The sequence below is a fragment of the Acinetobacter sp. YH12249 genome (assembly GCF_013417475.1).
In the GTDB taxonomy this organism is placed as follows: Bacteria; Pseudomonadota; Gammaproteobacteria; order Pseudomonadales; family Moraxellaceae; genus Acinetobacter.
Genome location: NZ_VPDX01000010.1, coordinates 77,174 through 102,245, shown reverse-complemented (window position 1 = coordinate 102,245; position 25,072 = coordinate 77,174). Strand labels below are relative to the sequence as shown.

At 41.7% G+C, this 25,072-nt stretch carries 25 protein-coding genes and 1 pseudogene; 7 read left to right on the top strand and 19 right to left on the bottom strand.

Annotation, left to right across the window (positions count from 1 at the left end; translation table 11 throughout):
- Positions 1–111 (top strand): annotated as a pseudogene (locus FTV25_RS07910) (IS5/IS1182 family transposase); the annotation flags it as partial.
- Here FTV25_RS07910 and FTV25_RS07905 read toward each other — a convergent pair.
- The 3 genes from FTV25_RS07905 to FTV25_RS07895 form a co-directional block, all read right to left on the bottom strand.
- The gene (locus tag FTV25_RS07905) at positions 84–482 is read right to left on the bottom strand and encodes a hypothetical protein (RefSeq protein ID WP_180002704.1); all 399 of its coding nucleotides are present in this window, start codon (positions 480–482) and stop codon (positions 84–86) included. The pseudogene FTV25_RS07910 and the gene FTV25_RS07905 sit on opposite strands and share 28 nt — an antisense overlap.
- Before the next feature lie 74 nt (positions 483–556).
- The gene (locus tag FTV25_RS07900) at positions 557–934 is read right to left on the bottom strand and encodes a hypothetical protein (RefSeq protein WP_004787040.1); all 378 of its coding nucleotides are present in this window, start codon (positions 932–934) and stop codon (positions 557–559) included.
- 142 nt (positions 935–1,076) lie between these two features.
- Entirely contained in the window at positions 1,077–2,486 is a 1,410-nt protein-coding gene (locus FTV25_RS07895) for an FAD-binding oxidoreductase (protein WP_125279697.1), read from the bottom strand.
- Positions 2,487–2,840: 354 nt separating this feature from the next.
- On the opposite strand from FTV25_RS07895, the gene serA reads away from it, so the two are divergent.
- Together serA and FTV25_RS07885 are read left to right on the top strand one after the other, a co-directional pair.
- Positions 2,841–4,073, top strand: coding sequence for a phosphoglycerate dehydrogenase (serA, locus tag FTV25_RS07890; RefSeq protein WP_005233651.1), 1,233 nt, complete (start codon positions 2,841–2,843; stop codon positions 4,071–4,073).
- A 126-nt stretch (positions 4,074–4,199) separates the two neighbouring features.
- Positions 4,200–5,066: a DMT family transporter gene (locus FTV25_RS07885; RefSeq protein WP_125279698.1), complete on the top strand. Its 867-nt coding sequence runs from the start codon at positions 4,200–4,202 to the stop codon at positions 5,064–5,066.
- A 45-nt stretch (positions 5,067–5,111) separates the two neighbouring features.
- On the opposite strand, the gene FTV25_RS07880 is transcribed toward FTV25_RS07885, so the two are convergent.
- Complete coding sequence (locus FTV25_RS07880; protein WP_180002706.1) at positions 5,112–6,260, bottom strand: hypothetical protein; 1,149 nt, start codon at positions 6,258–6,260, stop codon at positions 5,112–5,114.
- Positions 6,261–6,592: 332 nt separating this feature from the next.
- On the opposite strand from FTV25_RS07880, the gene FTV25_RS07875 reads away from it, so the two are divergent.
- The gene (locus FTV25_RS07875) at positions 6,593–7,477 is read left to right on the top strand and encodes a DMT family transporter (protein ID WP_180002708.1); all 885 of its coding nucleotides are present in this window, start codon (positions 6,593–6,595) and stop codon (positions 7,475–7,477) included.
- A 72-nt stretch (positions 7,478–7,549) separates the two neighbouring features.
- On the opposite strand, the gene FTV25_RS07870 is transcribed toward FTV25_RS07875, so the two are convergent.
- The 3 genes from FTV25_RS07870 to truB form a co-directional block, all read right to left on the bottom strand.
- A complete protein-coding gene (locus FTV25_RS07870) occupies positions 7,550–8,017 on the bottom strand; it encodes a hemerythrin domain-containing protein (protein WP_179992156.1) in 468 nt (155 codons plus the stop codon).
- A gap of 127 nt (positions 8,018–8,144) precedes the next feature.
- Positions 8,145–8,912 (bottom strand): TSUP family transporter, encoded by a 768-nt coding sequence (locus FTV25_RS07865; protein WP_004787054.1) that lies wholly within the window; start codon positions 8,910–8,912, stop codon positions 8,145–8,147.
- 15 nt (positions 8,913–8,927) lie between these two features.
- Complete coding sequence (truB, locus tag FTV25_RS07860; RefSeq protein ID WP_180002710.1) at positions 8,928–9,833, bottom strand: tRNA pseudouridine(55) synthase TruB; 906 nt, start codon at positions 9,831–9,833, stop codon at positions 8,928–8,930.
- Between the two features lie 153 nt (positions 9,834–9,986).
- Between truB and FTV25_RS07855 the strand changes: the two genes are divergently transcribed.
- The 3 genes from FTV25_RS07855 (at position 9,987) to FTV25_RS07845 (ending at position 13,669) form a co-directional block, all read left to right on the top strand.
- Positions 9,987–11,015, top strand: coding sequence for a lipase secretion chaperone (locus FTV25_RS07855; protein WP_180002712.1), 1,029 nt, complete (start codon positions 9,987–9,989; stop codon positions 11,013–11,015).
- A gap of 505 nt (positions 11,016–11,520) precedes the next feature.
- Positions 11,521–12,531, top strand: a complete 1,011-nt coding sequence (locus tag FTV25_RS07850; protein WP_179992159.1) for a triacylglycerol lipase — start codon at positions 11,521–11,523, stop codon at positions 12,529–12,531.
- A gap of 169 nt (positions 12,532–12,700) precedes the next feature.
- Complete coding sequence (locus FTV25_RS07845; RefSeq protein ID WP_180002785.1) at positions 12,701–13,669, top strand: triacylglycerol lipase; 969 nt, start codon at positions 12,701–12,703, stop codon at positions 13,667–13,669.
- Positions 13,670–14,192: 523 nt separating this feature from the next.
- Here FTV25_RS07845 and rplS read toward each other — a convergent pair.
- The 12 genes from rplS to ispH form a co-directional block, all read right to left on the bottom strand.
- Positions 14,193–14,564, bottom strand: a complete 372-nt coding sequence (gene rplS, locus FTV25_RS07840) for a 50S ribosomal protein L19 (RefSeq protein WP_004787066.1) — start codon at positions 14,562–14,564, stop codon at positions 14,193–14,195.
- Positions 14,565–14,735: 171 nt separating this feature from the next.
- Entirely contained in the window at positions 14,736–15,485 is a 750-nt protein-coding gene (trmD, locus tag FTV25_RS07835) for a tRNA (guanosine(37)-N1)-methyltransferase TrmD (RefSeq protein WP_034704491.1), read from the bottom strand.
- 43 nt (positions 15,486–15,528) lie between these two features.
- Positions 15,529–16,077: a ribosome maturation factor RimM gene (gene rimM, locus FTV25_RS07830; protein ID WP_004787070.1), complete on the bottom strand. Its 549-nt coding sequence runs from the start codon at positions 16,075–16,077 to the stop codon at positions 15,529–15,531.
- Between the two features lie 21 nt (positions 16,078–16,098).
- A complete protein-coding gene (rpsP, locus tag FTV25_RS07825) occupies positions 16,099–16,356 on the bottom strand; it encodes a 30S ribosomal protein S16 (RefSeq protein ID WP_004826436.1) in 258 nt (85 codons plus the stop codon).
- Between the two features lie 142 nt (positions 16,357–16,498).
- The gene (locus tag FTV25_RS07820) at positions 16,499–16,987 is read right to left on the bottom strand and encodes a type IV pilin protein (RefSeq protein ID WP_180002714.1); all 489 of its coding nucleotides are present in this window, start codon (positions 16,985–16,987) and stop codon (positions 16,499–16,501) included.
- A complete protein-coding gene (locus tag FTV25_RS07815; protein WP_286396274.1) occupies positions 16,981–17,442 on the bottom strand; it encodes a type IV pilin protein in 462 nt (153 codons plus the stop codon). Before FTV25_RS07815 ends, FTV25_RS07820 begins: the two co-directional genes overlap by 7 nt.
- 9 nt (positions 17,443–17,451) lie before the next feature.
- Positions 17,452–21,072 carry a pilus assembly protein PilY gene (locus tag FTV25_RS07810; RefSeq protein WP_373683623.1) on the bottom strand — a complete coding sequence of 1,207 codons (3,621 nt, stop codon included), beginning with the start codon at positions 21,070–21,072 and terminating at the stop codon, positions 17,452–17,454.
- 18 nt (positions 21,073–21,090) lie between these two features.
- Positions 21,091–21,852, bottom strand: coding sequence for a pilus assembly protein PilX (locus FTV25_RS07805; RefSeq protein ID WP_180002716.1), 762 nt, complete (start codon positions 21,850–21,852; stop codon positions 21,091–21,093).
- The gene (locus FTV25_RS07800; protein WP_180002718.1) at positions 21,849–22,862 is read right to left on the bottom strand and encodes a PilW family protein; all 1,014 of its coding nucleotides are present in this window, start codon (positions 22,860–22,862) and stop codon (positions 21,849–21,851) included. The genes FTV25_RS07805 and FTV25_RS07800 overlap by 4 nt, the downstream gene beginning before the upstream one ends.
- A gap of 2 nt (positions 22,863–22,864) precedes the next feature.
- Positions 22,865–23,371, bottom strand: a complete 507-nt coding sequence (gene pilV, locus FTV25_RS07795) for a type IV pilus modification protein PilV (RefSeq protein WP_180002720.1) — start codon at positions 23,369–23,371, stop codon at positions 22,865–22,867.
- Positions 23,371–23,859 carry a GspH/FimT family pseudopilin gene (locus tag FTV25_RS07790; RefSeq protein WP_180002721.1) on the bottom strand — a complete coding sequence of 163 codons (489 nt, stop codon included), beginning with the start codon at positions 23,857–23,859 and terminating at the stop codon, positions 23,371–23,373. Before FTV25_RS07790 ends, pilV begins: the two co-directional genes overlap by 1 nt.
- Before the next feature lie 162 nt (positions 23,860–24,021).
- Entirely contained in the window at positions 24,022–24,972 is a 951-nt protein-coding gene (gene ispH, locus FTV25_RS07785) for a 4-hydroxy-3-methylbut-2-enyl diphosphate reductase (RefSeq protein WP_180002722.1), read from the bottom strand.
- Positions 24,973–25,072 lie beyond the last annotated feature (100 nt).

The window sequence follows — 25,072 nt, the reverse complement described above, 5'->3', positions numbered from 1 at the left end:
CTGAAAACCTTCAAAATCCTTGCTGAGCGTTATCGAAATAGAGGTAAAAGGCTTGGTTTGAGATTCAATTTAATCGCTGGAATCTACAACTTGGAACTGAGCAAAAAATGATTTATGAAAGAGGTCTTATAGCTTCTTTCTAAATTATCTTTATCTATATTTAAAGGGAAATCTAATTCATCAGTATCAGCGAATTTATACTGGCTATCAAATACCCCTAATACTTTTCTTGCAGTTCTTTCTGCTTCAAAGACTTCATCTAAATTGAAATGAGGATTCGCGTATTTTAATCTAGTTAGTAAAGACTCTAATAAATCGGTATGCTGTTCTAGCCGTTTAGAAAACTCCTCAAATCTATAGAGAATAAGAAGCTGTACTAAATCTAAGTAATCAAAAGTATTGTATGGGGCAGAATCAAATAATTTTTGTAGTTCATAACTTATATTACTAAGCACAGTTTCTATATTAATATCGTTTTTCATATCGCCCCAAAAAGCAAAAAAGCGCATCCTGAAGATACGCTTTTAACGAAGTTTTGTTTAAAGATCAAACATTATTAAGGACAGACTGCCTTCTGGAAAGTTTTGGTATTTGAACCTCGTACACACTGATAGAGCTTTTCAGTATTGTGCATTTTCCAGTTTTTCTCTTCTTTCCTAAAATGATAAATGGTTTGAATCGATCTCACCGAGTCATCCATCAAACCTGTTTCAGTTACTTTTACCTGTCCAACCGTCGGTGACTCAACACGATTAAAGAACTGACGTATCTCGACTGTTGCCAGTTCTTCACGCAGGTCAGGCCTCATTTTAAGCACCTGATCCAAAGGTGTATCTGAAGAAGACTGCACTTTTGCAATCACTTTCTGAGTGGTTGTACAACCTGATGTCATCACACCCAGACCTAAAATTGTAACCGCCAATAACCGTAACATATTGTTTAACCCAGATTATCTTTATTATGCAGAAATTATCATGCCGGGCTTTTCAGCTTAACGCTATTTAGACTCTGTAAGCCCAGTTACAGAGCAATAAAAAAAGCGCACCTTTCGATGCGCTTTTGTAAATCTATTCTGATTAAAGATCGAATAGTTTGCCTGGGTTCATGATGCCATTTGGATCGAACACTTTTTTCAAGGCTTTCATGTATTCGATTTCTTCAGCTGAACGGGTGTATTCAAGATAAGGTTTCTTGGTCATACCCACGCCATGTTCCGCAGAAATTGAACCGTCATATTTTTTCACAGTATCAAATACGTACTTGTTCACGACTTGGCATTTCGCAAAGAATTCATCTTTGGTCAGGTCAGCCGGTTTCAGGATATTCAAGTGCAGGTTACCGTCACCGATATGACCAAACCAGCAGATTTCGAAGTCTGGGTAGTTTTCATTCACGATCGCATCGATTTCTTTAATGAATGCCGGTACGTGAGTGATTAGTACAGAGATGTCATTTTTATATGGAATGAATGGAGCGATTGACTCAGAGATGTCTTCACGTAGACGCCATAAGCTGTGTACTTGCTCAAGACTTTGGCTCATCACGCCATCCAGCACCCAGCCCTGTTCCATACAGTGCTCGAAGATTTCCATCGCCTTGTCCATAATCGGCTCAAACGGCGCTTCAAACTCAAGCAATACATAGAATGGACATTCAGTTTCAAATGGACGCTGTACATGACCATTTGCCAGTACTTTTTGCATTGCCAGCTCACCGAAGAACTCGAATGCAGTCAGGTCGATTTTCGCCTGGAAGGCATGCAATACTGGCATGATCGCATCAAAATCAGGTACGCCCAGTACCAGCACTTGCAGGTCGTGTGGCTGACGTTCCAGCTTGATTTCTGCTTCAGTGACTAAACCTAAAGTACCTTCACCACCGATGAACAGGTGTTGTAGTGCATAACCCGTTGCGTTCTTAATCATGCCTTTGTTTAGACGCAGTACATCACCTTTACCAGTCACCACAGTCAGGCCAAGCACCCAGTTACGGGTCATGCCGTATTTGATCACTTTAATCCCGCCAGCATTGGTGCCGATGTTCCCGCCGATCTGGCTTGAACCAGAAGAGGCAAAATCAACCGGGTAATACATGCCCTGCTCTTCAGCATAGTTTTGCAACTGTTCAGTCACCACACCTGCCTGTACGCGCACCATACGGTCTGCCGGGAAGAATTCCAGAATCTGGTTCATCTTGTCCATGCTTACCACAATCTCGCCATTCGCAGCGACAGCACCTGCAGAAAGACCAGTACGACCACCTGATGGAGTCACTGCAACATTGAACTGATTGGCAAGCTTCACAATTGCTTGAACCTGTTCAGTCGAAGATGGGAAAACGATGACCGATGGGTTTGGATCAAAGTGTTTGGTATGATCACGACCCCAATTCTGGAGGCTGTCCGCATCAGTTTTAATACGGTTTTCACCCACAATTGCAGTCAATTGGGTCAATAACTCTGGGGTTAAAGCGACTGGAGCATTCATCGTTTGCAGACCTAGCATGAATTAAACAAGAGAGACCTCGCCGGTTTATTTGTATATTTTTCAGGCATTAAAACCTGTATACAAAGCAGGCGAAACATGATGATTAAAGCACCAAAACTGGCAGCTTAAACAGCATGGCGCAATATTATAAGCTATTTTTAGGGCTTTCCCTTAAAAAATGACAATTTTGACAATATACCTTTGAAAATGATAGTTTAATTCAACCAGTTCTATCATTTTCACTACTATCACTTGCAAAAATAGCTGATATTGTAGTCATCAAGGAAATGTATAACCGCCCCATTCCTGTGCTATTATACGGCGACTAAATTTGGCCTTTGTAGCGGAGCCGTAATGAGCCAACATCTATCTCTACCTAAAGATAAAATCCGTTTTCTATTGTTAGAAGGCGTTCACCAGAACGCAATCGACACATTGAATGCAGCTGGATATACCAATATCGACTATCGCAAAACAGCGCTTGAGGGTGAAGCACTGAAAGAAGCGATTAAAGATGCACACTTCATTGGTATCCGTTCCCGTACTCAGCTCACTGAAGAAGTGTTTGAAGCTGCGAACAAACTGATCGCGGTAGGTTGTTTCTGTATCGGTACTAACCAGGTGAACCTGGATGCAGCAATGCGTCGCGGTATTCCGGTATTCAACGCACCGTATTCAAATACACGTTCGGTTGCTGAACTTGTACTTGCTGAAGCGATTCTTCTGCTTCGCCGTGTACCTGAAAAATCTACAGATACACATGCAGGCGGCTGGAACAAATCTGCTGTAGGTTCGTTCGAAACTCGTGGTAAGACTTTAGGTATCGTTGGTTACGGTTCAATTGGTTCACAACTTTCTGTCCTTGCTGAAAGCCTGGGTATGAAAGTGATCTATTTCGACACAGTGACTAAATTACCACTGGGTAATGCACGTCAGGTCGGCACAATGGGCGAACTTCTTGCAAATGCTGATGTTGTTTCTATTCACGTTCCTGATGTTCCGTCTACACGTAACTTCATGACCAAAGAACAATTCGCGCAAATGAAAGAAGGTTCAATCTTCATCAATGCGGCACGTGGTACATGTGTTGTGATCGAAGATCTGGCTGAAGCGTTGAAATCTGGCCACCTTGCGGGTGCTGCGGTTGACGTATTCCCGAAAGAGCCTAAAGCAAATGGCGAAGAATTTGTTTCTCCACTACGTAACATTCCAAATGTAATCCTGACTCCACACGTGGGCGGTTCTACCATGGAAGCTCAGGCGAACATCGGTCTGGAAGTTGCTGAGAAATTTGTAGCTTATTCAGATAAAGGTATGACGCTTTCTGCGGTGAACTTCCCAGAAATCGCGCTTCCATTAACTGAAGGCAAACACCGTCTGCTACATATTCACAAAAACATTCCGGGTGTGCTGTCTAAGATCAACAACCTGTTTGCTGAACACGGCATCAACATCTCTGGTCAGACTTTAATGACCAAAGGCGATGTGGGTTACCTGGTGATGGATGTAGACGCAACTGCATCTCAAGAAGCACTCGATACTTTACACAACCTTGAAGGTACAATCCGCGTTCGCGTATTGTTCTAATTCAGGTTTTTAAAAAGCCACAGTCTTCGGGCTGTGGTTTTTTTATTGCTTAAAGGTTTTTATTTTTAAGCCTTACTCAGCTGATGCTGCTCTTCCGCTCTTCGAGAAATCGAAACAAATTTAGTCATGCCAAATCTTAAAATTGCACCTATGGTGCAAGCGCCGCTGATTCTGCTGATCGCGATGATCAGCATGCAGAGCAGCGGCTCCTTTGCCAAATATCTGTTTGGCCAGTTCCCGATCCTGACCGTTTCTGCCATGCGCCTGCTATTGGGTGCATTGATTCTGGCGCTCATTTTTAAAGTCTGGCAGATCAATTTCCGCCAGGTCAGATGGCCAGCCATTATCAGCTATGGCTTGGCATTAGCTGGCATGAATATGCTGTTTTATCTGGCAATTGATCGATTGCCGATTGGAATCGCAGTCTCTTTTGAATTTATTGGCCCTTTAAGTGTTGCCCTGTTTTATGCCCGGCAGAAATTTGATTTTATCTGGGTAGGATTGGCCATTCTGGGGCTGGTTCTGTTGTTTCCCTTTGATCAGGCTGCACAACCGCTTGACCCGATTGGCATCCTGTTTGCCTTAGGTGCAGGTTCCTGCTGGGCACTATATATCGTGGCCGGACAAAAACCTTCCGGTGTATCAGGGAATCATACCGTGTGTCTGGGCATGTTTGTGGGCATGCTGGTGCTGATGCCGATTGCCCTGTTTGCGGGAATGCCTGCTCATGTGTTTGAGCCAAGCAGCCTCATGTATTTTGTTATTTTGGCTGCACTTGCCAGTGCCTTACCCTTTACTTTGGAAATGATTGCACTGCGTAATTTAACCGCATTGAGTTTTGGCACTCTAATGAGCCTGGAACCTGCTGTTGCAGCACTCTCCGGTTTTGTATTCTTAGGCGAAACTTTATTGTGGACACAATGGCTGGCACTGGCCACCATTATCAGTGCGTCGATTGGCTGTACGGTGATGACACAAAGAAGAAAGCACTAAATAAAAAAGGCGCTCAAGCGCCTTTTTTAAATGACCTATTTAATTTTAGCGTGGCGTTGCATCCTTAATAGCTGTATTTAATGCTGTAGCTGCTGTCACATTATAGCCATCACATGCCGAAGCAAGATGGTCATACAGGTAATCTGTCCATTTGAGCATTAGAGGAGTTGCACCCTCTTCCCTTAAATTGTCCAAGGCAGCTTTTCTTGCTTGAGCAATATAATCGGCATGATCAATATGCTCTCCATGTTCCGAGAAAGTACTGGAATAAATTTCACCCTGATATTCGATCGCCCCAAAGTATTTATAATATTGCTGAGCATCGTCTTTATATTCGGCTTTTTTAAATTTCAGGTTAGCCATCGTGCCATCTAAAATGGTTTTCGCCATCTCTTGAACAGACTCGCCTGTCTGCCATTCAGCCAGTGTACGATAGCCAGTTTTGATATCCGGATCAAATTCAATAAATTCTTCCTCAGGATGTTCCGCCAGAATACGGAAACATTTAGATCCGTTCGGGAAAGTACGTGCCTTCTGCAAACCGACAAAATTGGTAGCAAACTGATTGTAATATTTACGTTCAGCATCCGTGGTATCAGTATCAAAGAAAACTCTGGTCTCGGTATCGTCATACATCTTCACGACAGCAATATTGGTACGTTCAGTTAATGCTTTACCTGACAGGTCGTACCATTCCAGGTGTCGATGATTGCTGATGTTATTTTCCGGAATAGTGACGGGACGACTGGTAAATTGTTCAGAAGTATTTTCCAGTACTTTTTCCAGTTTATAGCCTAATGCTGTACGGGCACGATCTGCAGGGAATACACCTTTCTCTGTAACATAAATTGGGAAAGTCATGTCTTCATCAAGATCATATTCAGTATCAACAGCCCGGTTATCATCTGCATATAAGATGCCGTCAGTAATTTTATTTTTATGACTGGCCAATAGAAGCTTTTCCGACTCCATATCTGAAGCATCAATATTCGGCAGGTTGAACTGATAGGTATAGAATTCAGAAATCGTATCTGATGTTCCATCACCATTATCCGGAGTTCCAGGATTGCTCGGATTACCAGGATTGGTTGGGGTTGGTTGACCTGCGACTGGCTCGTTATTATCAGAATCAGAGCCACCACATGCAGTCAGCATAAGGCTCAAGACAGCACAAGAGAGTAATCTTAATTTCATTATTATCTACCTTATTATTTTTTCATCGTTTTATTTTTCATTGTTATTTTAAAGTTGACCCAAATCATGAGGTCTAAGTCATTTTAATAAATATAAAATTAAGATCAAATTAAAAATTGATTAATTTGTAACCACAATCTCATCAACAATTAACGTTGAATTTAATTTTTTCGGTGGGGGACGAAATCAAAAATTTAAATTCACTGATCAAAATTCTGCTTCGCATTCACAAAATATTCGTCTGCCCTACTCATCAAAAATTAACCAGTTTGGTATACTTCCGCTTTCTTCTGTATCTCGATTATACCCTTCTGGTATAAGTAGTTTCTCCCATGCCAAACGTCCAACTTCTTGCTGTGTTGTACATGGTTCTTTCCATGACTTCATACCAGATCAGTGCATCCTTCGCCAAGCAACTTTTCCTGGTGCTTGACCCGATCACTGTCACTATTTTAAGACTCTGTTTTGCCGCTATTATTGTCTGTGTCATGTTCCGTTCCTGGAAAGTTATTCGACGTTTACAATTCCTGAAATGGCGGGATCTGCTCTGCTATAGTGCTTCTCTAGGCGTGATGAATATTCTGTTCTATATGTCGCTCGGGAAACTTCCTCAAGGCATTGCAGTCGGATTGGAATTTATTGGCCCGCTAGGACTGGCCTTAATTTCGATTCAGGACCGTAAGGACTATGTCTGGGTGCTATTGGCAATTTTAGGTATCGTGTTGATGGTGCCTTGGGGGGAAGCCAATAGCAGTAACTTTGACCTGTTTGGTGCAGCCTGCGCCCTAGGGGCTGGCCTCTGCTGGGCGCTGTATATCTATTTTGGGCAACGCGTAGTACAGCAAAATATCGGGATGCATGCACTGACGATTGCCATCAGTATTTCAGCCCTGTGTTTGTTGCCAATCGGACTATATAACAACGCCTCTGCTTTGATTGATACTCAATATTGGGGCAAGGCCATTACTATTGCAGTGCTGGCAACCGCTATTCCTTATGCGCTGGATTTAAAAGCGCTCCAGCACTTGAATAAAACCAGTTATGGTACGCTTTCCAGTCTGTCTCCAGCTCTGGCGGCACTGGTAGGTTTTATTTTGCTGGGTGAAAAAATTACGCTACTTCAAACCGTCGCACTGGTTTGTATTATGCTGGCTTCAGTTGGCGTGACCATGCGGGAAGCACGACAGCAATATAAAACCCGGAAAATAGAAAGCTGAATAAATAAAAAAAGATGGCACTCTGGCCATCTTTTTTTGTCATGAAAATTTGAATTTAAATAAATTTAAATATTAGCTTTTAACCAGCATGTCTTTTTTCATTTCTTTATAACGCTGATATTCAGTTTTGTACTGATCCGCTAAAGCCTGTTTTTGTTCATCTCCCAGAATTTTTCCGGCCTGCTGGAAGAAAGCATGCTCTTCTTCTTTCAAATGATGATGTACCTTATCTGACAGTTTCTTGGCAATTGCAATCCAGCTTGGGCTACTAAATTCAGTTTCAGTCAGTTCCTCAATCATTTCATCCATTTCATGATGTTCTGCCAAGGCGTGACGGGTAATGTTCAGGCCGGGATCTGTCATCATCAAGGGAATATAAAAGTAACGGTCTTCTGCGGTTTCATGCGCAAACAGTTCATTCTTCAGCTGCTTGAACAACTCACGACGTTCTGGCGAATCCCCCGAAGTTTGCAGTAATTTTTCTGCCAGATCACGCTGGATTTCATGACTTTCCCTTAATGCTTCAAAAATGGTGGTCATGTAATTTTTCTCCTGTTTTTGTCATGCCTTTGCTCCAGCATAGAGTGAAACCGGCAAATGGTCAGGAATATTTATAAGACGAATTTGTATAAAAAACTTTAATATTGAGAATAGTTTACATCTATTTTTAGGCTAAAAACATCTGATAAGCCATACGGCAAATCAGCAAACTGACCAGGATCAGAAACAGAATCCGGATAAAACCGCTGCCATATTTAAAGGCCAGTTTAACTCCTAATAGCGAACCGCAAATATTGGCAGCCGCCATCATGGCACCGACTAGAAACAGCACATGACCTGTAGGAATAAAGAAACTCAGTGCCGCCAAGTTGGTAGTGAAATTGGCAATTTTCGATAAAGCTGAGGCATGCAAGAAATCCACGCTCAGATAACGGATAAAGAAAAAGATAAAGAAACTGCCCGTGCCTGGGCCAAAAATTCCGTCATAGAAACCGATAGCCAGGCTACCTAATGCTGCCAGTATCAGCATCTTTTTATTCAGCTTTTGCTCGACATGTACCCGTCCGAATTGCTTTTTCATGAAGGTATAAATCGCAATCACGATCAGCATGATCAGCACAAAAGGCTTGAGAATATCCACCGGAATCAAGGTGACACTGGCTGCTCCAATAAATGAGCTAATAAAGCTGCACAGCGCAATTACACCAAGTAAAACCCATGGCAGCTTGACCTGTCTAAGATAGGAAAAGGCTGCCGAGCCTGTACCGAAAATAGAGGCTAGCTTGTTAGTGCCAAATACTGTGGCAGGTTGCAGCTGCGGCAGACTGCTCATAATCGCCGGGATCTGGATCAGACCGCCACCACCGACGGCAGCGTCAATCGCTCCGGCCATAAAGGCAAAAAGCACCAGACTGAGGATAATCTCAATGTCCATTGTTATTCAACGCGCCTAGAGATTAAGAACACGTTTAGGTACCAGACGTTTTTTATCCGTGATTTCAGCCAGGCCTAAGCATTTCTCACCATCAAAGACCAACACCTGTGGCTCTGCCGGATGATCGATATTACTTTCCATACCTCGGCTAAAATATTCTGCACGGCCTTCCGGTGCCTGAATCTGCGGGAAATGCTGTACCGGTGCATAAGCTGGCAGTAATAGTGCTTCACGTTCTGCCTCAGTCAAGCTTTCCAGATATTCAATGGTATAGCTTGGAATAAGGTCAAAATGACCGGTTTGAATCCGGTGCAGATAAGTCAGATGACCATAAGTACCGAGTGCTTTGGCAATATCTTCGCCGAGTACCCGGATATAAGTGCCTTTAGAACAGGTCACATCCAGCGTAATACTATTTTCAGTCAAAGATAAAAGCTCAATTGCATAAATGGTAATTGGACGTGCTTCACGTTCGATTTCAATACCCTTACGTGCCAACTCATACAGCGGACGACCTTCTTTTTTCAGAGCCGAATACATCGGTGGCACTTGCTGGATCTCACCAACAAACTTGGCAATTGTCTCCTGAATCAACTCTTCATTCAGTTTAGGGACCGGTTTTTCCAGCAGAATCTCTCCTTCGACATCACCTGTGGTAGTGCTATGTCCCAGAAAAACTGTGGTCTGGTAACGTTTGGTTGAATCCAGCAGATAATGCGAAAACTTGGTCGCCTCACCCAGACAGATCGGTAAAAGACCGGAGGCCAAGGGATCTAGTGCACCAGTATGTCCAGCTTTTTGCGCACGATATAACCAGCGTACTTTTTGCAATGCAGCATTCGAGCTGATGCCTAGAGGCTTATTTAATAGAAATACACCGCTGATATGACGACGCTGAATTTTAGGAGATGAAGCTTTCATGGCAAAAAGTCAGACATTTTATAAATTGGCGCAATGGTAAAACCCCTGCCAATTATTTACAACTTTTCTACAGCATATAAGGTGCAATATCTCCTATCCTGCCGAATGCAAAATTTAAAATAATCCGATAATTAAAATAAAGGTGCATAGGATATGCAGAAATATAAACTATGGATCGTGATTGCGCTCATCGTATTGTGCTTGATTACCCTGATTCTATGGCTTGCGCCCAGGGATGAAGCACAGGCACGTGTCTCGGGCCCGCAATCCACCAATGAAAGCAGCGCTCAACAGGCAGCAGCACTGGCCAATGGCCCCGTAAATAACATATTCCTGAGTCCAAGCCAGCAGGATACGGAAATTAATTGCCAGATGCAGATGGATGCCAGCAATCGCCTGATTGTCAATGAACAGACCCGTAACTGTTTTGAATATTTTATTACCCAATATGGGGAAAAAACCCTCGAACAAATCCAGCGAGATTTTAAAGCCTATATTCAACAAAATTATCAGGATCCTGCACTCTCACAAGTTCTGGATCTTTGGGATCGTTATATCCAGTATCGTCAAGGTTTGGGAGAACTGACTCCACCTGCAGGTCTGGATCAAGAAGATCCAGCTTACTACCGCAGTATCTATGCCAGCACCCAGAACCTGCGTAAACGCTTTTTCTCTGATTATGAAATTGAAGGACTGTTTGGCACTGAAGATACCTATCATGAATATACCTTAGACCGGATGGCAGTCATGGCGGATAAAAAGCTGAGCGAAGCAGAAAAAGCCCAGAAGCTAAAAGAACTGTTTGCGCAGTTACCGCAGGACTGGCAAGAAAATCTGGAGCAACTGAATAAACTGGAAGATCTGCGTAAACTCACCGCTGATATTAAAGCCCGGGGTGGTTCTGCGGAAGAAATCCGTCAGATGCGCCTGAATCTGGTCGGTCCTGAAGCAACCCAACGTCTGGAAAAACTTGATGATGAACGTGCGAATTGGAAATCCAGTGTGACGCGTTACTTGGGCGAGCGCGATAACATCCTAAAAAGTGGCCTGAGTGAAAATGCCAAACAGCAGGCAGTTGATCAGTTGCGTCAGAAACATTTCCAGCGCCCTGAAGAACGGCTTCGTGTAGGTACATTTGAACAGGTACATGATCAGGGTGGGACCCTACCCTTTGCCAATTAATTTTCAGCTAAAATTGCTCATTGACGCCGTAGCTACACAGTACTGCTACGGCGTCGAATATCTTCTCTTATTCCCTTTTTTTTGTCTCATCTCTTATATAAAAACAGTAACGCTGACCCTCTATTTTGAGAGTTTAACAGAGCCATTTCTCTCTGAAAGCCTTGATTTTCTTGGGCTGATTACTTTTTTTAACATTGTTATTTGTTTCTAACTATTTCAACCTAAACATTCATCAATCTTATATTTCAAGGAGTTAACAATAAAATACATACGTATATAAATTGCAAATTTATGGACTCATAAATGCTCATCGGGCATGGCCCGAAATGACATGGAATTGGCTCATCAGCATGAAAAAATGCTTCTGCTTCAAAATAATAATTTTTGCGCGTGATTGAAGATTAGGTCTGCACGATCGAGACATCCAACTTCAATATTTATCGTGCATCAATACTCCCGAGCAATGATTGCTTTTTATAACAATAAAATGAACAAAGGAACGGTTATGCGTACTTTTATTAAAACAACACAGATGCTGGCGCTTTCCTTGGCAGCAGGCCTCGGTTTTGGCTTTTCAACACAAACCCAGGCGGCAGCAAGTGCAGTTCAGGTCACTGAAAAAGCCAAATCAGACTATGCCAAAACCAAATATCCTATTCTGATGGTGCATGGGTGGCTAGGCTGGCAACGCATAGGTACCGATACGATTGGTCTGGATTACTGGTATCAGATTCTGCCGGATATGGCTCGTAATGGCTCTACCGTGTTTGCCGCCCAATTGTCGCCTGCCAATACCACGACCCACCGTGGTGAACAGCTCATTCATCAGGTCGATGAAGTGCTGGCAATTACAGGGAAGGAAAAAATCAATCTCATCGGTCACTCCCATGGTGGCCCGACTGTACTCTATGTGGCAGCGACTCGACCGCAGCAGATTGCATCCATTACGGGGGTTGCAGGCACCTATCATGGCTCTAAAGTGGCCGATGATATTCAGAACAATACTCTTACCCGCACTGCTTTTAATGTTCTCGGTGATTATATTATTGGGCCACTGATCGCACTGGGACAGTTCAAACCTGAACTGGAAATTGATTTCGATGCATCCATGAAATCCCTGACCCAAACTGGCTCCAGCTCTTTTAATGCCAGCGTGGCCAAACAGATGGTGCAGGATGGTGTCTTAGCCTCCACAGAAAACTGTAATAAGAACCTGAAATCAAAAGACCGTAACGGTATCTATTATTATTCTTGGACCGGTGTGGCTCAAGCGACCAATGCACTGGATATCGATACCATCCTGATGCAGCTTGGCCCTTTATCTTACGGCAATAAAGACAACGATGGCATGGTTGCCCGTTGTAGTGCATTCATTGGTAAGGTGATTAATGACCAGTACAAGCTGAACCATACCGATCTGGCCAATATGATGTTTGGTCTTAAAGGCCTGTTTGCTCCGGATCCGGTGGCGATGTACCGTCAACATGCCAATCGTTTAAAACTTCAGAATCTATAATTTTCATCGCCCTTCTATCTGCGGATATAAGGACTTTTTCGTTATTTTCACTTAAAAAAATAGGGAGATAAAACACTCAAAACGCTTAATGGGTCAGCTTTTCAGCTGGCTATTCCCCACATTATGGCGAGGATCGCCTTAACACAACAACAAGAATGAGGAAATAATGATGAAATATGGAGTATTAACGGCGAGCCTGCTCATGGCAGCGACCTGCTTCACGGCTCATGCCTCCACTCAGGCCAGTCAGGTGACGGCGAAAGCCAGTTCACAATATGCCAAAACCAAATATCCGATTGTATTTTCACACGGCATGGCGGGTTTCATTCGGGTTGGCACTGACCAGTTTGGACTGGACTATTGGTATCAGATTTTACCTGATCTGGCCCGTAATGGTGCGAATGTTTGGGCAACGCGAGTCTCCCCTTTTAACTCATCTGAAATTCGCGGTGAACAACTTTTGGAGCAGGTCAAGGAAATTGCCGCAATTACCGGAGCAGATAAAGTTAATCTGATCGGACACTCACATGGTGGCCCAACAATTCGTTATGTAGCAGGTTCAGAACCTAAACTGGTGGCTTCATTAACCACAGTAGGTGCACCGCACAAAGGTTCACCGGTTGCAGACCTGATTCTAAAAGCTGAAGGGACTGCTATTGAAGCGCCACTGGTCGGCACAATAAATCTGGTTTCTAAAGCCATTACCTGGGCTCAAGGCCTGGACCCAAACTCTTATCCGCATGATTCTCTGGCTGGTGGTCGCAGCCTGACCCTGGCAGGATCTGCGCAATTCAACCAGAAATATCCGCTGGGTATGCCGACTACCACCTGTGGTGAAGGTGCATATCAACAAAAAGGTATCTACAACTATTCATTCACAGGTGTAGGCCAAGTCACCAACCCGCTCGATCCTGATTCAGCACTCAAAGTTACAGCCCTGCTCATTGATGGCGGCAAGGAAAATGATGGTCTGGTCTCCCGCTGTAGTGCCAAATTCGGTAAAACCATTCGGGATAACTACAACTGGAACCACCTGGATGAAGTGAACCAGTTACTCGGGTTAAGAAATGTCTTTGCTCCAGACCCAGTCGATGTTTATCGCCAGCATGCCAACCGCTTAAAACTGCAAGGTTTATAGAGCTACACAAGCCTCTATTCATCCAGAGGCTTTTTCTATCTTATTTTTCTCCAAATTTTTTCTTGAAATTTACTTGTTAATCATGATTAAACTGCATATAAAATATTCATCAAATATAAAAAGAACTGTGAAATAAAATAAATGCAGATACCTTCTATAGAAATCAAAAACAGATTTAAAAGAACCTGCCCCTGTTGCAAACGAAAAGTGATTAATCCTTTTCAATTTAAAAAATATGAGCCTTATTATTGTCCCTCTTGTCATCGACATATTATCGCAAATGTATGGATCAGTATTTTACTGGCTATCACACAATGTTTTATTTGCATTCAACTTTTTAATGCAGGATTCCAGTCTTGGGGATATTTTGTATTATTCCTGATGTTTATTCATAAAATTTTCTTGGATATTTTGGATGCCATGATCTTGCCTTTGCAGGAACATTTCGAATAAATCCAGATAAAAGCAAACATAAAAAAATGCGCCCAAAGGCGCATTTTTTTGCTTAAAAGCAAGGCTAAAATTAACCTTGTTTACGAGCTGGCAATTTTTCACGAATACGTGCAGCTTTACCAGACAATTCGCGTAGGTAGTAAAGTTTAGCACGACGAACGTCACCACGACGTTTCACTTCGATTTTAGCAACGATTGGAGAGTGAGTTTGGAATACACGCTCAACGCCAACACCGCTAGAAATTTTACGTACTGTGAACGCAGAGTTCAGACCACGGTTTTTCTTAGCAATGACAACGCCTTCGAACGCTTGTAGACGTTCACGGTCGCCTTCTTTTACTTTTACTTGGACAACTACTGTGTCACCTGGTGCAAAAGCTGGGATGTCTTGTTTAAGCTGAGCATTTTCAACAGCTTGTACTAAAGGATGCTTACCGCTCATGGGGTATCTCCAATATGTGCGAGTCAGAAGAGGTCTGATTATCGCTGGGTATAGAGGCTAAATCGCATAGACCCGATTGACTTTCCCTTTATGCTTGACCGCTTCAATGCATAAAGAGCCTATTTTAAATATTTAAACAACATTGCTTAAATACAAATTTGGACAACAGGATTAGTTGTTGCCACTTTTTAAATCTTTTAGCCATTTCTTTTGCTGCTTGGTCAGTTCAACTTTTTCTACCAATTCAGGCCGGCGTTCCAAAGTGCGCTGATATCGCTGCAAAAACCGCCATTTCTCAATATTGGCATGATGTCCCGATTTCAAGATGTCCGGTACATCCATACCTTCAAAATGGTCTGGCTTGGTATATTGTGGGCAATCTAACAGACCATCCACAAATGAGTCTTGCACGTGTGATTGTTCATCTGACATTGCACCCGGAAGTCTCCGGATAATACTGTCCAATAACACCATCGCAGGGAGCTCGCCACCCGATAATACGTAATCTCCAATCGACCATTCCTGATCAACATATTTCTGGATCAAACGTTCATCGACACCTTCGTAACGACCACAAAGTACAATCAATCCGTCATAGTTTACGAAGTCCTGTACCGCAGGTTCATTTAAGGTTTTTCCTTGTGGTGACATATACACCACAGGAACGTTAACTGCACCCGCTTGCGCTGCAAGCTCTTTGGCACGATGAATTGCTTTCGCTAATGGCTCAGCCATCATCACCATACCGGGACCACCACCAAATGGACGTTCATCCACCCGTTTATAGTTCCCTTCAGCAAATTCTCGTGGATTAATACAATGAATTTGCATCAAATCACGTTTTGCTGCGCGCCCGCTAATACCGTAGGCTGTAATCGCTTCAAACATTTCAGGAAAAAGCGTAATGACTGCAAAGAACACCGCAGACTCCTCATTTTCCTGCTGTGTTAACCCTTTTTAAGGATTAATAATCTACGCCCCAATTTACGTAGATACGACCAGCTTCGAGATCAACCCGCTGTACCACATCTTTATGCCATGGAATCATCCGCTCTTCGCCATCGACGCTGTCAGCAGTAGCGCGAACTACCATTACGTCATTGGCACCTGTCTCAAACATTTCATGGATTTGACCGAGATTCACTTCCTGTTCTTCTTCATCCAGACCTAATACAGTTAGACCTTTCAAATCAGACCAGTAATACTCGTCCACGCCTGGTTGAGGCAGTTGCGATTTAGAAATCCAGACATTAGCACCCACCAGGCCGTCTGCTGCGGTACGATCACTCACACCTTTTAGCGAAACAACCAAGCCCTTGCCATGTGGTTTCCAACGTTTTACATCGACAATTTGCCAACCTGCTTTGGTCTCAATGTACCAAGGAAGGTAGTCAAATATGTTGCTCATAGGTTCTGTATTGGAATAGACCCAGAGCCACCCATTTAATCCATATGCTGAACGTAACTGTCCAATCTGAATACGATCTTCGGGAACATTCTGTGTTGGTGTCATGGGCTACCTGCTACCTTAAAATTAAGCAGCAGCTGCAGCTTTCTTAGCTTGAGCAGCTAAAGAAGCAACACGTTCAGAAGGTTGAGCACCTTGAGAAACCCAGTGAGCAAAACGGTCAGCATCTAAACGAAGTTTTTCTGCTTTACCTTGAGCTGTAGGGTTGAAGAAACCGATACGTTCGATGAAACGACCGTCACGTGCATTACGGCTATCAGTCACAATGATTTGATAGAACGGACGTTTTTTAGCACCACCGCGTGCAAGACGAATAACAACCATGATAGAACCTTATAGTTTTTACGGATTATTCATGTACCGACCACCGGAACACTTCAAACCCCTTTCATAGAGGGCAATATTTTACGCGAAGTTTGCCCTGAATGAAAGATCAAAAGTTGGTTATCCACAATTTTGAATTTGGTTAGCGTCCGTCCCAGTTTGATGTGGCAGATGGAGTACATGCTGTACCAGAATTATCTGTACCTTGGGTCCAACAACGCTCACCTTTAAAATTCAAACCAATATGGCCATCACGATATTGTGTTGCAGTCGAAATTGGTGTTGCAATCAAGATCCATCTTTCAGAACCTAAAGGTGTCGTATCTTTTACACTCCCATCTGTATCAATCCATTTTAAAGCTACTGTATAAAGAGGAGTCCCTTGTTCCGGATAGGCTGCTTTAATCCCAAAATCATTAGCAACTGCACCTTTTACCTTAAAATTTGCAATTTTATAACGCTGTATCTGCGAAGCAATCTGCAGCATACTTGCCTGCATATCCGTTCTTTTTGTTTTACGCACGTGTTGTTGATAGGAGGGATAAGCAATTGCAGCCAGAATGCCAATAATAGCAACAACTATCATTAACTCAATCAAAGTGAAGCCTGTCTGTCGGTTTCTAATCACCATTCTTCACCCCCTGTACCACAGCTGCTATAGGTAATATTTGCCTTTGCTTTATTTTTACACTTTAATCCTGTACTGGTTTGCAAGAAAGAGACATTCGTTCCATCTGCATGAATTGCTTTAATTACCCATTGCTGGCCATTAGCCTTGTATTCAGTACCATCTTTATCATCTAGTTTAAAAGCAGTATCGGTTCCATCTTTGATTTCAATAGTGTAATTTCTTATGGTTTGTGGCGTTAAATTGAATCCTTGATAACTGAAATTCCGAGACTTCCACTTAGACAATTCACTGGCTAATCTTTGAATTTCTTGTTGCACTTGGGATGCCTCTGCACGCCGAACATAATTCTGATAACTCGGGATAGCAATTGCAGCAAAAATTGCCACAATTACTACCACGACCATAAGTTCTATCAGAGTAAAACCTCGTTCAGCAAATTTATTCATTTTATTCATAAACTCACCTTAACGAAATTTCTGGTACCAGCGTTGAGGAATTAAGCACATTTGTGTTTCTTCGCTTGCACCACCTGCTCCTGTTACTGTAATTGTCATACGCCCACCAGTTGAAATACAGTAATTTGAAGCACTTGTTGGTCGCTCATCACCAGAGCCACCACCGGAACCACCGCCAGAACCACCACCGGAACCACCGCCTTTTTTATTGTCGTTACCGACAGTAATGGTGTGAATGCCTGCACCAATAAATGAACGTCCCGAACCTGTAGGGTCTGAACTCTTACACTGTCCATAAGGCAAGCAGAAAGTGGTCATCAAACTTGCCCCTTTCACACCTGCACCGCAGTCGCCAGACAGACCATCTTTACTTGCATCAAATGTTGAAACAAATAATTTATTATTTAAAGCAACTGGGGTTCCAAAAACCTTTTCTGTCTGCTTGGTATAATCATCACAATCACCATACCCTGTTAGACAGTTGGTAAATTCATAGTACCAACCGTCAGAACTAGCAGGTGCTTTGATTATAGTGTCATTTTTACGATCATCATCGGTAAGTTTAATTAATTCTGAGACTTCAATATCTTTAGTTAACCAAGATGTCGCTCCAAATAAATCTTTGCGGGATACGTCTTTATCATAAATATTATAAATTGCATCGTATTCATAACTACTATCTGCAAATAATGGTTTACTACGGTTACCACTACCCTGAGAAATTAGTGCGAAAATATTGCCATTATTACTATAGAGTGAAAAAGCTGGCATATCATAAAAACGAGGGCTTTTACCTCCACTTGCATGACCATCAAAGAGACGAACTGGGGCTTTTACAACCTTACCAATTGTAGATTGCGTATTATCAAAATCTACACGGAAAATTTGCCCACCGAGATCACCAAAATAAATATGATCTATCAGATCATCGCCATTACGATCTACACTTCGAATTTCACTGACTACACTATATTGCATTTCTGCGTGGTGAGTACCAACTACCCCACTAGTTGTTGTATTTGCACTTGATGTAGCATTGGCACTACCCCACCACAATAAATCTCCAGCTTTGATCGTACCTATATCATCGGCTGCGAACATATATACACCTGCACCAATTTTATTAGTTTGGTTATATGCGGGATTTTCATATCCCATATCGTAACCACCACCAACAAACATTACACGTGTACGCTTTCCAGCCCAATTCACAAAGCCAATAGTGGGCTTGGACCAGCTTTGTCCCATACAACCCAATGGATTCGAATTACTACAATTTCCAGATGGATCTATATGAAACTTGAGTTTAGGATTATTAATATTCTGAAGATTCAACGCATAGTAACTTTTGCCACCCATGCGTAAACCGCCATAGACATCCTGTACTCCCTTCTGACCACCTTTACCCGTTCCAACTGTTAAATTACCAGAATCATCAATAACATATTCAGTATATGCAGTCCAAGGTCCATCTATACCATAAAACAGATTATTCATCCCGCCATTAGTTGCTTCAGGTACATCAAGTGCCTTTCTCTGTTTTTCTAGCATCTCATTTGGTATAAATGTAAAGACCTCTTCACCTCCACCCGCTTTACCAGACTCTCCAGCTTTCACCACATGCAACATACCCTGTGTGGTACCAAACAAGATGTAGTCTTCACGATTTGTTGAATCCATTCTCTTGTCTGTTGTATTGAAAGCAAGTTTCCCTTTATTTGTTAACATAAGTGGATATGAATGCATGACTGCACCAGTTTGACGAAATTCTGGTTCTAAAATCAAAGCATTTAAATCAGTTGGCGGATTTGCTGCATCAATGTTATATCCTAATGACCGTATTAGATATCCTCTGTACTGGTCATACTTGTACACATTATCAGTCAAATCAGTAGGTTTAACTTGTCTTAAATCGCCGCTAGAAATTCCAGAAAATATAGAATCTCCAGCAGAGCCAGAAGAATGTTTACGATCCGTAAAAACTTTACGCTTTATCGTTCCAGTACTTGGATTATTTAATGGATCTGTTCTTAAAGCCAATTTAGACCAGAATCCACCACGTAAAGCAAATTTTGTACTTCCCGGAGTATTTTCATCCATGTCAACATTAGCCGGTGTTATTGACTCAGCCCAATAATCAAAATTATCAAGGATCTTTCCATCATCATCGACTATTTTGTTGCCATTCTTGCCTTTTAATACCCCATTTTCATCTACTAAATATTTCTTTAAGTTACCCACCCATAATTGGAATGTTTTATCTGGCGTTGGCTGGAACTGTTGATAATAAGCATCGTCCTGTAATACAGCAGGGTTTAATGCATCTTTAGGGATAGTTGGAGAGCCTGTTGTTACTGCTGGGATTTCTGCACTTAAATCATTAATAAAATGATTGACACTATCCACAACATCTTGTGAACTAGAGCCAGAATACCATCCACCACCACCCTCAATACCCCATTTCGCAGCATTTTTAGGATTAGTATTAATTGTGCCTAAGGCATCAAGATTTTGTTGTTTTGTCTTATTTCGATCATAAGAAACTACTGAGTCAAATTCTTTACCAAAACCCACTACTGCTGTTTTTACTACAAGCTTCAATTCATTTCTTGCAGCCAATAATTCTGTTGCTGCTTTATGTTGACAATCCCAATTATCATTTGTAGAACAAGAGAAGGCTGAATTAGATAAACCTGTTTTTAAATTATTTAAAGTATCACTGGTTTTAGCATTAGGTACACCATCTGTTAAAACATATATCCCTTGACCACTACATTTTTTATTTGCATCTTCCTGCACTAAAGATGCAGGCATTTGATACTTTTGATTAGTACCTGATCCTTCTTTAGTGATGGAGGATGATAAGTCAAAGCCATTAGATGTTTTGTTAGGCCGCTTGCCCATTAAATAATTTATGACTTCGGCATACCCCCAAGCTGTGGGCGTATAACTGATACCTTTTAATTTAATAATTTCTTCCGTGAGAATCTCGCGCTGTGTTTTTGTTCCTGACATCTGATAACAATCTTCTTTACCCGACGTACAATCCAATCTACGGGCTGGAACAATGATTTTTGTTTTTGCCGAACTTGTATTATCTGCACCAAATGTTGATAACCCTATAACCTTGTCATCTGATAACTTAGCAATACCTTTAGATGAATTTCCATTTAATAAATCATACATCGCATCCAACATTCGTGCTGTGCGATCACCACAATGATAATCTCCATTAGTCTGTTTATTACAAGCCCTATTCACTTTTTCTGCTTTAGCTTTTTGTGCTGCTGTTGCAGTCGTTTTTACCCAATTAGCATAAGTTGACTTAGATACTGTACAATATGTTCTATTATAGTCTCTCAATGGTTCTGTCTTACCAGTATTATTACCAGAACACTCTGTTGTTGTTAGATCTAAGTCAGTTGTAGCTGTAGATACCCCATTCATACTCGTTGAAATATCTAGCATCATCATTAGAGTAATCTGACCTGATTTAGCTTCTTGATAAATATCAATGTCACTTGCTTGTGTTACTGTGCTGGCAATCATCATTGTCGATAAAGCAGCAATACTGGTAGCAAGCAACTTATGACGATAAGAAGTATGATTTTTATTTTGCATCGTTTTCATCTTTTCTTACTTCCCCTATTACACGAAATCTTGAGCAATTACATATTCTGTGACAGACGATTCAAAAGGCACATTTAGTTCTGACAAACACTGAGTTACACTCTTATCCGCCCCTGTAGATGGAGTTACACCACTCGGAATAACAACCTCATTCATGTGAGAGTCAAGACATTCATCAATTTTTGTTTTATCTGCAGTAGTTAAGGCCGGCATGATTGAAACTGCAAAAACCTTCACTGGCTTACTTCGTTGCAATTTCACAGTATTATCATCTGTTCCTAAAATTTGCCCATAGAATGCATCTTTCTCTGCTTCTGATGAATATTTGACAGCAACTTGAGTCATGACAGCCTTACGACCACTCGTAAAAAAATTTGTTCCACTTACATTCGTTTTACAATATCCATCTTTACCAAAGCTATCATTTTTAGGTTTTACATCAGGCGCATTCCATTCAATGATGCTGGCAAGAGTAATATCAAAAAAATCAGCTTGATCCGCACCACGAAAACAAAACACAAGTTCTTTATCTTTATTCACTGCACCATCAATATACCCAAACATTCCGCTACTGCTTAATGACTGAATAATATTATTTTCTTTCTCCACATTAAAAAATGCAGCATCTGCGTTCTGAAGCATTAATTGAGTGGCCTGACTATTTGTTGCAATATTTAAAGTCACCATACTTTGACGGATTGCCAATGTTCCTATAACGGTAATAGCAACAAGTAGAATAAGAACAACAATTAAAGTTGCTCCTCGCTGACTTTTATTCATTGTCCTCTCTCCCCAAAAGTATTACGCAGTGCAACTGTTTGAGAAACCACCTGACGGACATATTTGCTTGTTGTGTTAGTCGGTACTTTCACTGTTACTTTTTTATCGAGTACTTGAAACTCTTGATCATCTTTAATCATTGGTTCATTCCCCACACCTTGTACAGAACGAACTAATGCTCCTAATTGAACAGATAAGATACGTGGTCGGGGAGCACTAAGTGCCATATAATCATTAATAGAAATATATCGAAGCTTTTCACCATTCTGGATACCCAGCATGATATGAAAATAATCGACCCGCTTCATAATAACTTCGCCATCATTACCAAAAGACTCGATCTTATCTGGTAGCGGAGTACCCGATTCACTGTACCACCCAGCATCACACGCCAAGGCCAAAGCAGTATTTGGCTCCTTGCTATCTTTATTGGTATCTTCCCTAAGAAAATAACGCTGTACGATTATGCGCAATGGTGTTTCAACCCCACCAGTCATGACTGGGAACTTGATTTCTTCTCCTTCACAATCAAAACCCCCAACCCAATTACTGCCAACTCTTGTATATTGAGGTCTATACTGAATGACCAATTGATCACTACTTTCCCCTCGTACATTAGACAAACCCGTAGCTCCACTTGACAATAAGTTCGTTGCTACGGTTGTTCCTATTAAGTTTTCAGGCAAATTACTGTAAGTAATATTTGGTGTAACTGTTGTGTCTTTAAAACCATTAGCACTAGAAGTAAGTACAATCCCACCTTGAATCGTTCGATCATTAATTCCAGAATTTAGACTATTAAGATTTGTATGTCTGATATCCTGTGCTATGTATCCCAATCCAAAGTTCGCATCGTCCTGAATATTTGCAAACCCTTGTTGTAATGCACTGCTTTTTTGACCTGTTACAAATAACATGATCGCTGCAGCCATTATAATCAACCCTAGAGCCAGCGATATCATTAATTCAATTAAGGTAAAACCTGTCTGTTTATATGAATTTAATGGCATTTTTAATACACCTCCATAATCAAACAGGTTGATGACGGATCATAAACTATCCCTGTTGTACAATTTCCTGCATCTTCTTGCCCATCTGTTGCTGCTGTATTTCCCCAAGCAACATAGATACATTTACGATCATCACTATTACCTTGACAATCTAACAAGTTGACTGTCATCCCTACCGAGTTAGCACGCTGCACAACCTGTGCTACGTCATAATCTGCCATTTCACCTGTTGAACACTCTTCTGCTGAACAGTTTTTACTATATTCAGCTTGAGCATCAGCATCTGCTATTTCATCCACATAATTATCCAAAGCGCCACGATTTACCCTAATTCTTTCAGCAAAATCTCGCGATAAATTAATTGCCTGAACTCGATAGCTCCCTTCAGAAGTTGCCTCAACTGCCCTATATTGCAGAGCAATAAATCCCAACACACCCAATGCGAGAATCAGAAGAGCTACTAATATTTCCATCAATCCAACACCTAATTGATGCTTGGTATAGCGCATTAGCAATCTCCCTCGCTAATTGGTCGGAGTGAACCCATTTTTGTTATTGTTATTGTTTTTGATTTATCGCCATCTGCTTCATCGCAGATTACAATTGTTGTATCTGAACTTGCACCCTTCACTTTTCCAGTCATTTCAAACGTAATTGAAGTTTCTGTCCCCGACAATATCGACTTTCCAGTTGGCCCCCAAAGATATAAAAGCTTACTTTCTCTCTGCTTTTTTAAGATAGCATCCGCAGCAATTTCATCAGAACGTCCAATCAACTTTTCCTGATCTTCTACAATTTCTAACTTTACATCCTGACGAACTAAAACTGCTTGAGCACGTGCTTCCATAATTAAGCCATATAAATCACGGGTACTTTTTGTTAAATTTTGATTGCGAATTAAACTATTGAAAGAAGGCGCAGCGATTGTTGCAATAATCCCTAGTACTGCAATCGTCACCATGAGCTCAATTAACGTAAAACCTTTATTCTTTTGCACACTCTTCCCCAGCTCCAAAACTTTCCCCTATTAAAAATAATATCTATAAATTTTACAAAACCTACACAGAGTAGATAAAAGGCATAAAAAAACAGATAACTGTCATATTATAGCTATCTGTTTATTTTTTAATAAAAAATAAATTGTTAAATAGTTAACAATTTAAGCCTGTGTTACAGGAATACGTAACTCTTTTGGTAGACTAAATGTAATATTCTCTTCTCGCCCATCCAGTTCTTTGGGTGCCTGTGCACCCCAATCCTGTAAACGCTGAATGACCTGTTTAATCAGAATTTCTGGTGCAGAGGCTCCGGCGGTTACTCCAATCTGAGCATTCTCTTCAAACCATTCCTGTTTGAGTTCATCGGCATTATCAACCAGATAAGCTGCTTTACCCATACGCTCCGCCAGTTCACGCAGACGGTTGGAGTTCGATGAGTTTGGTGAACCGACAACTAAGACTACATCACAACGTTCAGCCAGATCGCGCACTGCATCCTGACGGTTTTGCGTAGCGTAGCAAATATCATCTTTACGCGGGCCTTGAATATTCGGAAATTTTCTGCGAAGCGCATCAATGACTTTCGCTGTATCGTCAATCGACAAAGTCGTTTGTGTTACAAAAGCGACTTTCTCAGGATTACGAACTGTTAAAGCAGCAACATCTTCTTCATCTTCGACCAGATAAATGTCACCACCATTATTTTTATCATATTGCCCCATGGTGCCTTCAACTTCTGGGTGGCCTTCATGACCAATCAGAATCGCTTCTACTCCCTCACGGGCATATTTAGTCACTTCAATATGTACTTTAGTGACCAATGGACAGGTCGCATCAAAAACTTTTAAACCTCGGCGTTCGGCTTCCTGCTGCACAGCCTTAGACACCCCATGTGCACTAAAAATCACGATATTGTCATCTGGCACTTCATCTAGCTCATCGACAAAGATCGCACCACGCTGGCGCAAGTCATCAACTACGAATTTGTTGTGGACTACTTCATGACGCACATAAATAGGTGGATTAAAGCATTCTAGGGCACGGTTCACGATCGCAATGGCACGATCCACACCGGCACAGAAACCACGCGGGTTAGCTAAAACAATTTCCATAGAAATCCTCAATACTCACTCAATTTATGGCGCTACAATTGAAATAAATGTAAAACAATCGACGTACAACTATTTAGTTTAAAGCCGGTCTACTCTAAAA